Source organism: Kitasatospora sp. NPDC053057 (assembly GCF_044546945.1).
Taxonomy (GTDB): domain Bacteria; phylum Actinomycetota; class Actinomycetes; order Streptomycetales; family Streptomycetaceae; genus Kitasatospora.
In genome coordinates this window covers 204,741-219,235 of the sequence record NZ_JBITZP010000009.1, presented here as the reverse complement: position 1 = coordinate 219,235, position 14,495 = coordinate 204,741, and the positions used below count along the sequence as shown (strand labels likewise).

General features: G+C 73.4%; 12 protein-coding genes. 8 read left to right on the top strand and 4 right to left on the bottom strand.

Annotation, left to right across the window (positions count from 1 at the left end):
- Positions 1–13: 13 nt before the first annotated feature.
- The 7 genes from ACIG5E_RS13315 to ACIG5E_RS13285 all read left to right on the top strand — a co-directional run bounded on the left by ACIG5E_RS13315 (position 14) and on the right by ACIG5E_RS13285 (position 10,498).
- Positions 14–4,201: a hypothetical protein gene (locus ACIG5E_RS13315; protein WP_396533518.1), complete on the top strand. Its 4,188-nt coding sequence runs from the start codon at positions 14–16 to the stop codon at positions 4,199–4,201.
- A 136-nt stretch (positions 4,202–4,337) separates the two neighbouring features.
- Entirely contained in the window at positions 4,338–4,763 is a 426-nt protein-coding gene (locus ACIG5E_RS13310; RefSeq protein WP_396533517.1) for a hypothetical protein, read from the top strand.
- Positions 4,760–5,455 (top strand): nucleotide exchange factor GrpE, encoded by a 696-nt coding sequence (locus tag ACIG5E_RS13305; RefSeq protein WP_396533516.1) that lies wholly within the window; start codon positions 4,760–4,762, stop codon positions 5,453–5,455. Before ACIG5E_RS13310 ends, ACIG5E_RS13305 begins: the two co-directional genes overlap by 4 nt.
- 41 nt (positions 5,456–5,496) lie before the next feature.
- A complete protein-coding gene (locus tag ACIG5E_RS13300) occupies positions 5,497–8,073 on the top strand; it encodes an Hsp70 family protein (protein ID WP_396533515.1) in 2,577 nt (858 codons plus the stop codon).
- Entirely contained in the window at positions 8,070–8,387 is a 318-nt protein-coding gene (locus ACIG5E_RS13295; RefSeq protein WP_396533514.1) for a hypothetical protein, read from the top strand. Before ACIG5E_RS13300 ends, ACIG5E_RS13295 begins: the two co-directional genes overlap by 4 nt.
- Before the next feature lie 91 nt (positions 8,388–8,478).
- Positions 8,479–8,718 (top strand): chaplin, encoded by a 240-nt coding sequence (locus ACIG5E_RS13290; protein WP_396533513.1) that lies wholly within the window; start codon positions 8,479–8,481, stop codon positions 8,716–8,718.
- A 139-nt stretch (positions 8,719–8,857) separates the two neighbouring features.
- Positions 8,858–10,498 (top strand): AMP-binding protein, encoded by a 1,641-nt coding sequence (locus ACIG5E_RS13285; RefSeq protein WP_396533512.1) that lies wholly within the window; start codon positions 8,858–8,860, stop codon positions 10,496–10,498.
- 56 nt (positions 10,499–10,554) lie between these two features.
- On the opposite strand, the gene ACIG5E_RS13280 is transcribed toward ACIG5E_RS13285, so the two are convergent.
- The 3 genes from ACIG5E_RS13280 to ACIG5E_RS13270 form a co-directional block, all read right to left on the bottom strand.
- Positions 10,555–10,959 carry a YccF domain-containing protein gene (locus ACIG5E_RS13280; protein WP_396533511.1) on the bottom strand — a complete coding sequence of 135 codons (405 nt, stop codon included), beginning with the start codon at positions 10,957–10,959 and terminating at the stop codon, positions 10,555–10,557.
- A gap of 179 nt (positions 10,960–11,138) precedes the next feature.
- Positions 11,139–11,747, bottom strand: a complete 609-nt coding sequence (locus tag ACIG5E_RS13275) for a hypothetical protein (protein WP_396533510.1) — start codon at positions 11,745–11,747, stop codon at positions 11,139–11,141.
- A 115-nt stretch (positions 11,748–11,862) separates the two neighbouring features.
- Complete coding sequence (locus ACIG5E_RS13270) at positions 11,863–12,909, bottom strand: YncE family protein (RefSeq protein ID WP_396533509.1); 1,047 nt, start codon at positions 12,907–12,909, stop codon at positions 11,863–11,865.
- A 129-nt stretch (positions 12,910–13,038) separates the two neighbouring features.
- On the opposite strand from ACIG5E_RS13270, the gene ACIG5E_RS13265 reads away from it, so the two are divergent.
- Positions 13,039–13,926, top strand: coding sequence for a LysR family transcriptional regulator (locus ACIG5E_RS13265; RefSeq protein WP_396533508.1), 888 nt, complete (start codon positions 13,039–13,041; stop codon positions 13,924–13,926).
- A gap of 43 nt (positions 13,927–13,969) precedes the next feature.
- Here ACIG5E_RS13265 and ACIG5E_RS13260 read toward each other — a convergent pair whose 3' ends face one another.
- Positions 13,970–14,494, bottom strand: coding sequence for a hypothetical protein (locus ACIG5E_RS13260; protein WP_396533507.1), 525 nt, complete (start codon positions 14,492–14,494; stop codon positions 13,970–13,972).
- Position 14,495: the final 1 nt, after the last annotated feature.

Here is a 14,495-nt window from a genome sequence, read left to right as displayed (position 1 = left end):
AGGGGGACGGTGCATGCTGCAGCTTGCGGTGCTGCTGATCGTGGTGGCACTGGCCGGTGTGGCCGCAGTGGTGCTCGCCCGTAGGCGAACGACACTGGACGCGGCCGGAGTCGCCAAGGCCCTCGGCGCGGCCGCCGAGCAGCTCGCGGCCGGCAAGGCCCCGCAGGCCCGCCTCCGCTACGCCCGACTGGCCCGCCAACTGGCCGGCGGGCCCGAGGAATTGCGCACCCAGCGCGGCCTCGCCCTGCTCGGCCAGGCCGAGGCCACCATCCCCACCGGCGACCAGCAGGCCACCCTCGCCCTGCACCGCGAGGCCTTCCCGCTGCTCACCGACCCGGCCCGCCAACTGCCCCGGTGGAGTCTGCGCCGCCTCGCCGAGGAACGGATTCACGCCCCGGACGGCGACCTCGGACCGTTGCTCGCCCTCCTCCAGGCCACCGCCACCGGCGCCGAACCCGGCGAGGAGGCCGAGGCCGCCGCCCGCGCCCGGCAGTGGCTGCAGCAGTTGTGCCGCGACGGCAGCCCCGAGCAGCGCGACCACGCCACCGCCCGGGCCATGGCCGCCCTCCCCGGCCAGGACTGGCCGGTGCTCGCCCGCGCCGCCCTGCTGCGCGCCACCGACCGGACGGCCGAGGCCGAGCCGCTGCTCGCCGCGGCCGCCCCCGCCGGCAGCGGCGAACTCTGGTTCCGCTGGGGCGCCCAGCTGTTCACCCTGCACCGGGACGAACCCGCCGTCGCCGCCTTCGACGAGGCCCTGCGCCGCGGCCCCGGCGAGCCCTCCCCGTGGGGCCGCGGCCCGGCGCTGCGCGCCGACAGCCTGCTCTTCCGCGGCCTCGCCCGGCAGCGGCTCGGCGCCACCGACGCCGCCTGGGCCGACCTCGCCGCGGCGGCCGGGGAGAGCCCGAGCGACCCGCGCCCCCGCTACGCCCTCGGCCGGCTCGCCCTGCTGCTCGGCGCCGACGGCCAGGCGCGGGAGCAGTTCACCGCCGCGCTGACCGTCCAACCCTCCTTCGCCCCGGCCAGGTTCGGCCTCGCCCTGGTCCACGAACGGGCCCAGCGGCACGCCGAGGCCGCCGCCGACTACCGCACAGGCCTCGGCCAGGCCCCCGACTGGCGCCCCGCCCGGGTCCGGCTCGGCGCCGCCCTGACCGCCGCCGGGCAGGCCGCCGAGGCCGAACCGATCCTGCGTGCCGAGGCCGAGGACCAGCCGGACTCCCGCTGGAGCCGGATCGCCGCCTACCATCACGGCCTCGCCCTGGCCCGCACCGACGACCCGGCCGGCGCCCTCGCCCGCTGGGAGCCGCTGGACGACCCCGAACTGAACGACCGCCAGGCCCTCGCCCGCGACCGGCTCGCCCGCACCCTGCTGGCCACCGACCCGGCCGCCGCCCGCGAACTCTGGCAGCGGGCCGCCGCCGAACACCCCGCCGCCCCCGGCTACCGCCTCGCCCTGCGCGAGGCGGCCCTGCGCGAGGCCGCCCACCTGCTGATCACCGGCCGCGACCGCCCCGAGGCCCGCGAAGCGGCCGCCGCAGCGCTCGCCCTGGCCGACACCCTGCCCGGCGCGCTCACCCACCGGCAGTCCCGGCTGCGCGCAGCGCTCGCCCTCGCCGAGGGTTCCACCGACCACGTCGCCACCCTGCTCGACGCCTCCGCCGGACTCCGCGACCGCTACCACCTGGCCGCCGTCGCCCTGCTGGCGGGCCGTCCGGTCCAGACCATCGCCCTGCTCGGCCCGCTCGACCCCGACCCGGCCGGCGACCCGGCGCTCGCCCGGCTGCGCGCCCTGCTCGCCGAGCGGGCGGGCAACTGGGGTACCGCGCTGGACTGGTACCGGCACTTCCTGAGCGCCGGTACGGCGCCGGGTGGCGCGGGCGCCGCGCAGTCCCCGCAGTCCGGGCCGTCCGGGCAGTCCGGGCCGTCCGCGCAGCCTGGGCAGGCGCCGGAGGATGCCGCCGTCGCTCCCACCGGGGACTGCGCGGCCTGCGCCCGCCCCGCCACCGGCGCCTGCGGCGGCTGCGGCCGCGAGGCCTGCGCCGACCACCTGCACGCCCCCGCCGGGGCCGTCTCACCGCGCTGCATACGCTGCACCGGCCCCGCCCTGCGCGCCGTGCTGGACTGCGCCCGCCGGGCCGGCACCCCCGAGCAGGCCGAACCCGTCCTGGCGGCCTGGGCCGAGGCGTTCGGCGACAGCGCCGCCGCCGCGCCCGTACGGCTCGACCTCGCGCTGCTGCGCGCCGAACTCGGCCGCCTCGACGAAGCCCTGGCCGACCTGCCGGCGGAGGCCGGCGCCGCCCGGGCCGCCGTGCTGGTCCGCCGGGCCGGCGCCGCCCTCGCCGCCGAGCAGCCCGGCCGGGCGGCCGGCGACCTGCGCCAGGCGCTGACCCTCGCGCCCGGCCACCCGCAGGCCGCCGGGGCGCTGGTGCTGCTGGGCGAGCACGAGGCCCACCAGCACGCCGCCGAGGGCCGCCACCGCGAGGCCTACCAGGGCTACCGCGAGCTGCTGCTCAAGGACCCGGCCCACCCCCGGCTGCTGCACGCGCTCGGCTTGGCCGGCTACCGGTTCGCGGCCGCCGCCGAAGCGCCGGACGAGCAGGTCTGGGCCTGGACGGTCGGCTGCCTGGTCGCCGCCCTGCACCGCAAGGAGCTGTGGGCGGAGACCGCCCGGATCACCGGCCGCCCGGCCGAACCGCAGCGGATGGCCGCCGCCCGTACCGCGCTCTCCGACCGCCTCCGCGAGGACCTGCGCGCCCTCGACCGGGCCGCCGGGCGCAGCGGCGACGAGGTCACCGCCTGGACGCTGCGCCTGGGCATGGAGGCCCACGCCGCGGACGCCTTCGCCCAGGAGGACGTCCGGATCACCCTGCCCGGCCGCCCGGCGCGCCGCCTGGCCGTCGGCCCGGTGCTGGACGGGCTGCTGCGTACCGAGCCCGAAACCGCCGCCTGGGCCGAGGCCTTCGAGCAGGCCGTACGGGCCTGGCGGCGCCCGGCGGGCCCCGACGCGCCGGCGCTCACCCGGGCCCTCGCCCTCTTCGGTGCGCTCGGCCCGCAGCAGTACCTGCACCTCCAGGGCCGCCAGGCCGGCGCCGTGGCCGCGCTGGACACGGTGGCCGAGGGCGAGCGCGACGCGGCCTGGGAGGCGCTGCTCTGCGCGGCGCTGGTCAGCCAGGCCCGTGAGCACCACCGCAACCAGGACTGGCGCGAGGCGCTCGACTGCCTCACCCGGGCCCGGACCGTGCCCGCCGCCGTACTGCCGGCCGGCGCGGCCCGGATCGCGGCCGAGTCCGGCGTCCGCGCGGCCCGCGCCCTGCTGAAGAACACCGTGGACGACCAGGCGGGCGCGGCCGAGCTGCTGGAGAAGGCGTACGCGCTGGCCCCGGACGACCCCGAGGTGCGCGGCGACCTCGGCGCGACCTACGCCCAGTGGGCCCGGAAGATCAACAACGAGGAGAAGGACTACCCGCGCGCCCTCGACCTGCTCGCCAAGAGCCTCGAACTCGCCCCCGGCGACCCGACCGCCAAGCACTTCCTGCAGGCCGCCCTCGGCAACCGGGCCGGCCAGCTCAGCCGCGTCGACGCCTCCGACGAGGAGCTGACGGAGGCCGTCGGACTGTGGAAGCAGCTGATCGACCTCAGCGACGACCCGGAACACCGGCACGGCATGGCCTTCGTGCTGCGCCAGCTCGCCCGCTCCGCCGCCTTCGCCGACGACCGCGCCCGCGCCACCGGCAAGATGATGCAGGCGCTGCTCTGGGACCCGGAGTGGGAGGGCGACGCCGGGAGGGAGGCCGACCGCCGGATCTCGGTGATGCTCGCCAACCACGTCATCGACAACATGCGGGACGAACCGTTCACCGCCCAGACAGCCATGCTCCAGAAGGCCAAGTCCTACGACGACTCGACCGACATCCGCCGCCTGATGGTCAGCGTCTGGCGGGGCGAGGCGATCGGCTACTTCGAGAAGCGCAGCTACCCTGCCGCGGTCCGGCTGCTGCAGGAGGCGCTCGAACTGTCCGGCTCGCCGGAGGACACCGCCAAGCTGCACAGCGAACTCGCCGTCGTCCTCAGCTCCTACGCCGTATCCCAGGCCAACTCCGGCCGCCACTGGGAGGCTCGGGGGCTCGTCGACCTGGCCATCGAGCACAACCCGCGCGACCGGGAACTGCGCGCCCTCAAGGCGCGCATCGACAGGCTCCGCTGACCGGCAACCGTGCGGCGGTCGGCGTCGTCGAAGCAAGAGCGTGCGTGAGTTCCGAGTCATGAGTTCAGAACCGTGAGTCCAGTGCCCTGAGTCCCGAGCCCTGAGTCCCGAGCCGCGAGGAGAGAGACCGACCGCCATGCCACTGCACGAACCGTCGCCGTACGAGGTCCTGGGCATCCCGCTCACGGCCGGGGTGCGCGAGATCAACCTCTCGGTCGGGAAGGCGCTGAAGGCGGGCCGGTTCAGCCGCCAGCAGATCCAGGATGCAGCGGCGCTGCTGCGCAACCCGGACCGGCGCCTGGAGGTGGACCTGCAGCAGCCGCTGCCGCCCGAGCCGGTCGACCAGGCCGCCGACCTGCTGGCCCCCGCGCTCGCCGAACCGCTGCTGGTGATCGAACGCCCCGGGCTGCCCCCGGCCCCGGCACTGCTCGCCCTGCACTGGGCCGAGGCGGCCGCCGACTTCGCCGAGCCCGCCCCCGGCGGCGCCGACCCCGAACCGCCCGTCCCCGCCCGCTACGCGGCCGACCTGTCCGTGCTGCCGCAGATCGAGGTTCCGGAATGACCGACGCGCCGACCACATCCGTACTCGACGGCCATCGGCCGCTGGACGTTCCGCCGGGGGTCGAGTCCGTCGACCTGGAGGTCAAGTTCACCCAACTGCTCTTCCGGGCATCGTTGTTGGGGAACAAACTGACCGAGCAGAAGCAGCAGGCCCGAGCCGCGCAGCGGGAGCTGCTGGGCGTGCTGGTCGAGGTGGACGACGCGCTCGCCGCCCTCGGGCTGGACCGCGAGCTGGTCGCGCACGGTCGCGGCGCCGGGCTGGAGGCGACCCGTCGGCGGCTGCTCGGCCGGCTGGCCAAGGCAGGGGTGAAGCCGATGCGGCTGGAGGGGCTGGCGGCGGACCCGGCGCTGACCGAGATCGTCGGCACCGAGGTGCGGCCGGGGGTGGCGCCGGAGACGGTGGTGCAGACGGTGGTGACCGGGTTCTTCTGGGAGCAGGAGGTGCTGCGCCGGGCCCAAGTGGTCGTCGCCGCGCCGGAGTCGGTGCTCCCGCCGGTCGAGGACCCCAGGGTCGAGCTGATCGAGCCCCAGCAGCCCGAGCAGCCCGAGCAGGCGGAAGAGCCCGAGGAACCGGAAACCTCCGCGCCCGCGCCCGAGCCCGTCGAGGCCCCGGCCAGGCCGGTCCCGCCCAGGGTCCGCCGCCAGGCCAAGGCGCCGGGCCGGCCGGCCCGGCGGGCCAAGCGCAAGAAGTAGCCAGGACGTAGCAGGACCACGAGGGGCAAGAGGGGAACGACATGTACCGCACACTCGGCATCGACCTGGGCACCACCAACTCCGTGGTGGCCCACCTGCGCCGGGGCGAGCCGGAGATCATCTTCAACCGGCAGAACCAGGAGGCCACGCCGTCCGTGGTCGGCAGCGGCCGCAAGGGCGAGCTGCTGGTGGGCTCGACCGCGCGCAGCCGGACCGCCATCGACGGCGCCAACGTGATCCGCTCGGTCAAGCGCTTCATGGGCCGCAAGTTCAAGGACCCGCAGGTGCAGGCGGCCCTCAAGGAGGTCGACTACAAGGTCACCGCGGGCACCGACGGCGACGTCAACGTCTGGTTCAACGGCCGCTCCTACACCCCGATCGAGATCTCCGCGATCATCCTGCACCGGCTCAAGCAGGACGCCGAGCAGCGCCTCGGCGAGCCCTTCCACCGCGCCGTCATCACCGTCCCCGCGTACTTCGGCGAGCGGCAGGTCGCCGCCACCCAGGAGGCGGGCCGGATGGCCGGCCTGCACGTGCTGCGGATCATCAACGAGCCGACCGCCGCCGCGCTCGCGTACGGGCTCGCCAGCGAGGCCGGCGACGAGGGCCGCACCGTCCTGGTGTACGACCTCGGCGGCGGCACCTTCGACATCTCCATCCTGCTGCTGGTGCCCGGTTCAGTCTCGGTGCTCGGCATCGAGGGCGACAACCTGCTGGGCGGCGACGACTTCGACCGCGCGATCACCACCGCGCTGCTGGAGGACATCCGCGAGGAGTACGGCTCCGACTACCAGCCCGACCTGCGTGACCGCCCGAAGATCGCCTCCACCGCCGAGACGGTCAAGATCGAGCTCTCCAACCAGCAGTCCTCCGAGGTCATCCTGCCCGGCCTGGGCGCCGGACAGCTGGTGCTGGAGACGGAGTTCGAGCGGGCCCGCTTCGAGGAGCTGATCGAGGCCCAGATCGAGCGGACCATCGAGCTGACCCACAAGGCCATCATGCAGGCCAACCTGACCGTCGGGGACATCGACGAGGTGGTGCTGGTCGGCGGCTCGACCTCGATCCCGCTGGTCGAGCGCCGGCTCGGCGAGGTGTTCGGCACCCGCCGGATCAAGCGCGGCGTCAACCCGATGCAGTGCGTGGCGCTCGGCGCGGCCGTGCAGTCCGCACTGGTCGGCGAGGTGGAGTGCCCCGAGTGCCGGGCCCCCGGGGACCTGTCGGCCTCCAACTGCGCCAACTGCGCCACCTCCCTGCTCGGCGGCGACCGGGTCTCCTGCCCGACCTGCCACATCCCGGTGGACGCCGAGGCCTCGGCCTGCACCAAGTGCGGCCAGGACATGGCCGGTTCGGCCACGGCCGGGGCGGGGACGGCCATCCCGAAGCAGACCCAGGCCACCACCGTGGTGCGCGGCGACAACTGCCCGCGCTGCGGCACCCCGGCCGCCCCCGGCGTCACCGCCTGCGAACTGTGCGGCGAAGCGCTCAACTCGGCCGCCCCCGGCCACACCAAGGTGGCCTCCACCGCCGCCGAGGACGTCGGCCTGCGCTGCGCCTCCTGCTCCAGGGTCAACCCACCCGGCAGTGAAGTCTGCGCGGGCTGCGGGGAGTTGATGCAGGTCACCAACCCCTTCGACATCACCCCGAAGAACCTCGGCATCGAGCTCAACGACGGCCGACTGGCCGTCATCATCCCCAAGAACACGAGCTACCCGACCAGTTCGCCGGTCAGCCGGGAGTTCGTGGTCTCCGGCAGCGGCCGCCAGCGGCTGGAGATCGCGGTGTACGAGGGCGAGCACGAGATCGCCCAGCAGAACGAGCTGATCGGCCACCTCACCCTGCGCCTGCCGGAGGGCCTCGGCGGCCGCACCCCGGTCGAGGTCTCCTTCGGCCTCGACCGCGACCGCACCATCACCCTGTCGGTGCGGATCCAGGGCGGCGCCGAGAAGACCGTCAAGCTGGAGCGGGTCTCCCTCGACCCGGAGCTGAAGGTGCAGGTCGAGGAGCAGCAGCGGCAGGTCGAGTCCTTCACCGACCGCTGGGGCGGCGAGCTCACCGAGGCCGAGATGCGCGAGGCCCAGCGGCTGATGGACACCCTGGACGACCTGGCGGCCGGGCAGACCCGCGGCCAGTCGGTGGACGAGGCACTGGAACGGGCGCAGCGCCAGCTCAAGGCCCAGCGCTGGGTGCGCGGCTCGGAGGCGTACCTGAGCCTGTTCATCCACTACTGCGAAAAGCACCTGGACCCGAGCGACCTCGACCGGCTGCGCTCGGTGGCCGCCGAGCTGCGGCTGCGCCGGGAGGCGGCCGACTGGGAGGGCGCGATGCGCGCGGCCCAGAAGGCGGACGAGCTGTGCGACTCGCTCGGGCACACCTTCCGGATGCTCACCATGTGCAACGTCTACGTGAGCCAGAACATGATCTCGCCGGCCCTGTCCCAGCGGATCATGGCGGAGCTGCGCGGGCTGGACGACGCGGTGGAGGCGCCCAACATGGAGGCGGTCAACACCCACATGTCGAATCTGCTGGCCCTGTACGCGCAGGCGCAGCGGGAGCTCGGCAGCGAGCCGGCCGCCGAGTCGCTCGGTCCGGTCCGTCCGGAGGAGGCCGGTCCGCGATGACCACCGTGAGCCCCCTCGACGTGCAGTGCCCGCTGTGCCGGGTGCCGGCGGACCCGCAGACGCTCGGCTGCCCGTCCTGCCGGGAGGACCTGAGCGTGCTGTTCCGACTGCGTTACGCCGGTCGGATCGATTACAACCGGGCGTTGGACGCCCTGGCGGCCGGGGACGAGGTGCTCGCGCTCGGGCTGCTGCACCGCGCCGTGGCGGCCGAACCCGGATTGGAAGCGGCCCGGGAGCTGCTGGAATCAGTGAGCGTGGCCGGGGCCGCCGGGCCCGCACCGGGGGAGCGGGAGGGCGACACGCCCTCTGATTGACCAATTCGCACGCTCCCGGCCTGCGGTGAAGTTCGATCGGTGTGTGTGATGGTCACACGGATGTTTCGCCACCCTCACAAGGAGTGACGCAATGCGTATTCGCACCACCCTCGCCGCCACCGCGCTCGCCGCGGTGGCGGTCCTCGCGGGCGCCGGCACCGCCGCGGCCGGCGACGCGACCGCCAACGGCGTCGCCGCCAACTCGCCCGGTTTTCTCTCCGGCAACCTGATCCAGATTCCGATCAACACCGAGCTCAATGTCTGCGGCAACTCTTTCGGCGGAGGCGGGATCCTCAACCCGGCCTTCGGCAGCATCTGCATCAACGGGTGACCGTAGCGCTGGGGCCGTCCGTCGAACCCGACGGGCGGCCCCAGCGCCGTGTCCGTACCCCCGTTCGGGGGTGGCGGTGCGGGCCCGGGAACGGCGACCATGGTCCCCGTCCCGCACCTCCGCACCCAGGAGCCAGCCCGTGCCGACCACGCCGACCCCGCGCAGCTACGCCTCCGGCACCTCGGATGTCCCGCTGCTCGGCGACACCATCGGGGAGAACCTGGACCGCGCGGTGCGCGCCTTCTCCGACCGCGACGCCCTGGTCGACCGCCCCACCGCCCGCCGCTGGACGTACGCCCAACTCGCCGCCGACGTCGACGCGCTGGCCCTCGGCCTGCTGGAGCTCGGTCTCGCCAAGGGCGACCGGGTCGGCATCTGGGCCCCCAACTGCGCCGAGTGGACGCTCACCCAGTACGCCACCGCCAAGCTCGGCGCGATCCTGGTCACCGTCAACCCGGCCTACCGGGCGCACGAGTTGGAGTACGTGCTGAACCAGGCCGGGATCCGGCTGCTGGTCGCCGCGGAGGGCTTCAAGACCTCGGACTACGCCGGGATGATCGAGGAAGTCCGGCCGCGGTGTGCCGGGTTGGAGCGCGTGGTGCTGCTCGGCAGCCCCGCCTGGAACGGCCTGCTGGCGGCCGGCCGCAAGGCCGATCCCGCTCTCCTCGGCCTCCTCGCCGAGCGCCAGGGCGAGTTGGCGCCGGACGACCCGATCAACATCCAGTACACCTCGGGCACCACCGGCTTCCCCAAGGGCGCCACCCTCTCGCACCACAACATCCTCAACAACGGCTACTTCGTGGGGGAGTTGCTGAACTACACCGAGCAGGACCGGATCTGCATCCCGGTGCCCTTCTACCACTGCTTCGGCATGGTGATGGGCAACCTCGCCGCCACCTCCCACGGCGCCTGCATGGTCATCCCGGCCCCCTCCTTCGAACCCGGCGCCACCCTGGCCGCCGTCGCCGCCGAGCGCTGCACCTCGCTGTACGGCGTGCCGACCATGTTCATCGCCGAACTCGCCGACCCGGACTTCGCCCGCTACGACCTCGGCAGCCTGCGCACCGGCATCATGGCCGGCTCGCCCTGCCCGACCGAGGTGATGAAGGAGGTCATCGAGCGGATGGGCATGGCCGAGGTGTCGATCTGCTACGGCATGACCGAGACCTCGCCGGTCTCCACCCAGACCCGCACCGACGACCCGGTCGAGCGCCGGGTCTCCACGGTCGGCCGGGTCGGCCCGCACCTGGAGGTCAAGGTCGTCGACCCGGCCACCGGCCGCACCGTCCCGCGAGGCGAGCCCGGCGAGCTGTGCACCCGCGGCTACTCCGTCATGCTCGGCTACTGGGACGAGCCCGAGCGCACCGCCGAGGCCGTCGACACGGCGCGCTGGATGCACACCGGGGATCTCGCGGTGATGGACGCGGACGGCTACCTCGCCATAACCGGGCGGATCAAGGACATGGTGATCCGCGGCGGGGAGAACCTCTACCCGCGCGAGATCGAGGAGTTCCTCTACACCCACCCGGACGTCCTCGACGTGCAGGTGATCGGCGTCCCCGACCCGAAGTACGGGGAGGAGCTGATGGCCTGGATCCGGATGCGCGAGGGCACCGAACCGCTCACCGCCGAGGCCGTGCGCGCCTACTGCGAGGGCCGGCTCGCCCACTTCAAGGTGCCGCGCTACGTGCACGTGGTCGAGGAGTTCCCGATGACCGTCACCGGCAAGATCCGCAAGGTCGAGATGCGGGAGATGGCCGTACGGATCCTCAACGTCTGACCTGCGAAAACGCCGACGGCCCGCCCTCACCGGGGCGGGCCGTCGGCGTACCGCGGTCAGTACCGCGAGCCCCACTCCTGGTCGGTGGAGACGATCTCGCGGCCGAGCGGCATCAGGGAGATCGGGATCATCTTGAGGTTGGCCCAGCCGAACGGGATCCCGATGATCGACAGGAACAGCGGGATGCTGGTGAGCAGGTGCCCGAGGGCCAGCCACCACCCGGCGAAGACGAGCCAGATCACGTTGCCGACGCAGGACGCGGCCCCGGCGTCCCGGCGCTCGACGGTGGTCCGCCCGAACGGCCACAGTATGAATCCGGCGATCCGAAACGAGGCAATGCCAAACGGGATGGTAATTACGAGCAGGCAGCAGATAATTCCGGCGAGTACGTAGGCAAGAGCCATCCAAATGCCGCAGAAAACCAACCAGATGACATTGAGGATGAACTTCACTGCACTCATGCTTGGTACCTTCTCACGGCTGATGGCGGTGCCCTACGACCGTGCCATGCCCGCCGGTGAGCGTGTCTACGCCCTTAGGGGGTGTTCCTCAGGGACCGGTCCGGGTCGCCGGCTCAGATAGAGATGGAGGACCTCCCAGACGGCACCCGGAACGGCCGTCCACACGATCAAGGTCACCGTCAGTGGGCGTCGCGGCAGGTGCCGGACGGGGTGCAGAGGGAGATGGAGAGCGGCTTGCCGGTCGACGGGATCCGGTAGTGGTACGCGGCGAAGGTGACGAGGTCGCCGAGGCCGAGGTCGACGGTGAGGTGCCGGACGGGGCTGACGAGGTGGTCGGTGTCGCCGGAGACCTCGATGTCGTCCACCCGGCCGCGGTAGGCCGTGAAGGCGTAGGAGTCCACGCCCGCCGTGGTGTCCGCGGGCATGGGGGTGCGCGGGATGAGGTCCTTGACGGGGGTGAACCAGATGGTCGTGGGCGTCTCGCCCCGGTGGTTGATGACGGCGTAGCAGACGTCGAGGTTGTCCACCAGCCAGAACGCGATCGCCCGGTACCGGCCGTCGGTGTCGAGGACGGCCAGGGTCGGCAGGGTCGGTTCCGGGCACTGGGGTGGGGTGTTGAGCCCGGCGACGAGGTCCACGATCCACTGGGCGGACGGTGGGGCGGGTTCGGGGAGGAGGACCGGGTGGCGGAACGCGCCGGGGTCGAGGACCGGCTCGCACGCGGTGGCCGCTGTCAGCGCCGTCACCAGCACCACCGTCGAGCAGAACACACCGAAGCCGCGTCTCATCGTGCCTCCCCCGGAACGACGGGTGTGCCTCAGGATGCTCCAGGCCCCGGGCGGCGACAAGACTCCGGGCGTGGGCGGGACTCCGGGCGCGGCCCGCGCCCGGAGTCGGGTGGCGTCAGGCCGGGCGGGGGAGGTAGGCCAGGCCGTGGGCGCCCGGTTCGGCGAGCTTGGGGACGGTGAGACGGCTGACGGGGGTCAGGGTCCCGAGGTCGATGACGTCCACGGTGGAGGAGACGACGGAGGACACGTAGCCGAAGCGGCCGTCGGGGGAGGAGGTGATGGTCAGCGGGAACTGGCCCACCTCGACGGAGCCGAGCGGCCGGTGGGTGGCGGCGGAGAAGACGGACAGGCGGCCGGGGGCCTGGCGGCCGAGGGGGGAGTCGGCGCCGGGGGTGGCGCTGATCTCGCCGGCCAGCAGCCGTCCGGTCGAGGTCAGATGGACCGGGATGACGGCGGACCCGGTGGGGATGACCTCCACCACGGAGGCCGTCCGGGTGTCGATGACGTGGATGCCGGGCACGGCGTCGGGCTTGCCGGCGAAACCGAGGTAGGGCGCGGCCACGTACACCCGGCTGCCGTCCGGGGAGACGGCGAGGCCCTCGCTGCCGGGGACCTCCACCTTGGCGGTCAGCACACCGCGGCCGAGGTCCACCACGGAGACGAACGGCGCCTCCTTGTTGGTGGCGTAACCGGTGCGCCCGTCCGGGGAGATGGCGAACCAGTGCGGGCCCGGGGCGTCGGTGTCGATCCGGCCGAGCGGGCGGCGGGTCGTGGTGTCGATGACCACCACCCCGCCGGGGCGGTCCGCCGAGGCCTCGACGCTGACGTAGAGCCGGTCGCGGGCGAGGTCCAGGGCCAGGCCGTGCGGGCCGTGCTCGGGAGCCAGGTCGATCACCTCGACGATCCGGCGGGTGTCGGCGTCGATGGCGGTCAGCTTGGTGCTGTGGCCGTTGTGGGCGTTGTAGTAGCCGGAGTGGTACGCGGTGGTGCACCAGAGCAGACGCCGGGTCGGGTCGAAGCACAACTCGTGTGGCTGGGCGGCGACTTCGAGGGTGTCGAGCAGGGCGTCGGTGGCGGCGTCGAAGAACGAGACGATCGGGCCGCTCTGGCTGACGACGGCGAGGACGTCGCCGGCGAGGTGGGAATGCGGGTCGTTCGACACGTGGACTCCTGGAAACGAGGACTTGTTGCGTGGACGGTCCCACTCTCCGCGCCCGGCGGCGGCCGAACAATGCAAGGATTGGCACGGGATCATTGACTACAGCGCAAAACTGCAGTTCAGGAGCTATGAATGGACCTCAACCTGCTACGGGCCCTGGACGCCCTGCTCCAGGAGAACAGCGTGACCCGGGCCGCCGAGCGGCTCGGCACCTCACCCGCGGCGGTGAGCCGGACGCTGGCCCGGCTGCGCCGGGCCGTCGGCGACCCGCTGCTGGTCCGGGCCGGACAGGGCCTGGTGCCGACCCCACGGGCGCTCGAACTGCGCGAGGAGGTGGCCGAGTTGCTGCGGAGCTGCGAGAACGTGCTGCGCCCCGGGGCGGGCTTCGACCCGGCGCACCTGGAGCGGACCTTCACCGTGCAGGCCGGCGACGCGGTGCTGGTCCGGGTGGCCGGCCCGCTGACCGAACGGATCCGCGCCGAGGCGCCCGGGGTGGACGTGGTGTTCCTGCCCGAGGCCATGGAGGGCGGACCGGCACTGCGCCAGGGCGTGGTGGACGTCGAGGTGGGCGTGCTGGGGCAGTTGGACCCGGAGATCCGCACCCGGCCGCTGGTCACCGTGCCGGTGGCGGGCGTGGCGCGCAGCGGCCACCCGCTGTTCGAGGGCCGGATCACCGCCCGGCGCTTCGCCGCCGCCGACCACATCGGCGTCTCCCGGCGGGGCCGGCGGCACGGGCCGATCGACACCGCGCTGGCCGACCGCGGGCTGCGCCGCCGGGTCGCGGTGGTGGTGCCCAGCCACACCGGCGCGATGCTGCTGGCCCGGGACAGCGACCTGGTGACCCTCGGCCCCGCGGACTGGCTGCCGCAGACCTTCGACGCGCTGGGCCTGCGGACCTTCCCGATCCCGCTCGAACTCCCGCCGCTGGAGCTGGGGATGGCCTGGCACCCGCGCAACTCCGTTGATCCCGGCCAGCGTTGGTTCCGCACCCACCTGGCGGCCGCCGTGCGGCAGGCGTAGGGGCCGCACCTTCGCAAAGGTGCGGCCCCGAACGGGAGTCGGGCTAGGCGGGCGGGTTTCCGTTCGGCCAGAGGCAGGAGGAGACGACCTTCAGTTGGAAGGTGCGGTTCGCGTCGGTGGCGCCGTCCAGGATGGCGACGAAGTTGTCCTTCGGGTTCTTCATCTTCACCCAGCCGATCTGGACGCCTGGCTCCGAGACCGGTTGGAAGCCCTGTCCGGTGAGGTAGCCGCGGAAGGCGTCCGCGGTCTTGGCCCTTTCCGGCAGCGGGAGGTTCTCGAAGTCGGCAGAACGCCAGGTCTGCTTCCGGCCGTGCGGGCCGATGTCGTTGGCGTCGCATTCCAGGTCGTCGAACGAGGTCGGATTCGACGCGGGCTTGACCGGCAGGTTCGCCAGGATGCCCGTCTGGTAGCTGTCGATCCGCGTCTTCGCCTGGTCGAGTGTCATCGTGGGCTGCGACCGCTCGTGCAGGGTCGCCGCGCCGCAGGCACTCAGCGCCAGGGTCGTGACCGCCAGCGTGGCGGCGGCGGTCACCCGCCTGAGCAGGGGGGCGTGCTCGGTGGCGCTCATG

Coding starts and splice junctions, on each gene's coding strand:
- ACIG5E_RS13305 (WP_396533516.1), top strand. CDS start 4,760: ATGACCGACGCGCCGACCACATCCGTACTCGACGGCCATCGGCCGCTG.
- ACIG5E_RS13290 (WP_396533513.1), top strand. CDS start 8,479: ATGCGTATTCGCACCACCCTCGCCGCCACCGCGCTCGCCGCGGTGGCG.
- ACIG5E_RS13295 (WP_396533514.1), top strand. CDS start 8,070: ATGACCACCGTGAGCCCCCTCGACGTGCAGTGCCCGCTGTGCCGGGTG.
- ACIG5E_RS13265 (WP_396533508.1), top strand. CDS start 13,039: ATGGACCTCAACCTGCTACGGGCCCTGGACGCCCTGCTCCAGGAGAAC.
- ACIG5E_RS13280 (WP_396533511.1), bottom strand. CDS start 10,959: ATGAGTGCAGTGAAGTTCATCCTCAATGTCATCTGGTTGGTTTTCTGC.
- ACIG5E_RS13315 (WP_396533518.1), top strand. CDS start 14: ATGCTGCAGCTTGCGGTGCTGCTGATCGTGGTGGCACTGGCCGGTGTG.
- ACIG5E_RS13300 (WP_396533515.1), top strand. CDS start 5,497: ATGTACCGCACACTCGGCATCGACCTGGGCACCACCAACTCCGTGGTG.
- ACIG5E_RS13260 (WP_396533507.1), bottom strand. CDS start 14,494: ATGAGCGCCACCGAGCACGCCCCCCTGCTCAGGCGGGTGACCGCCGCC.
- ACIG5E_RS13310 (WP_396533517.1), top strand. CDS start 4,338: ATGCCACTGCACGAACCGTCGCCGTACGAGGTCCTGGGCATCCCGCTC.
- ACIG5E_RS13275 (WP_396533510.1), bottom strand. CDS start 11,747: ATGAGACGCGGCTTCGGTGTGTTCTGCTCGACGGTGGTGCTGGTGACG.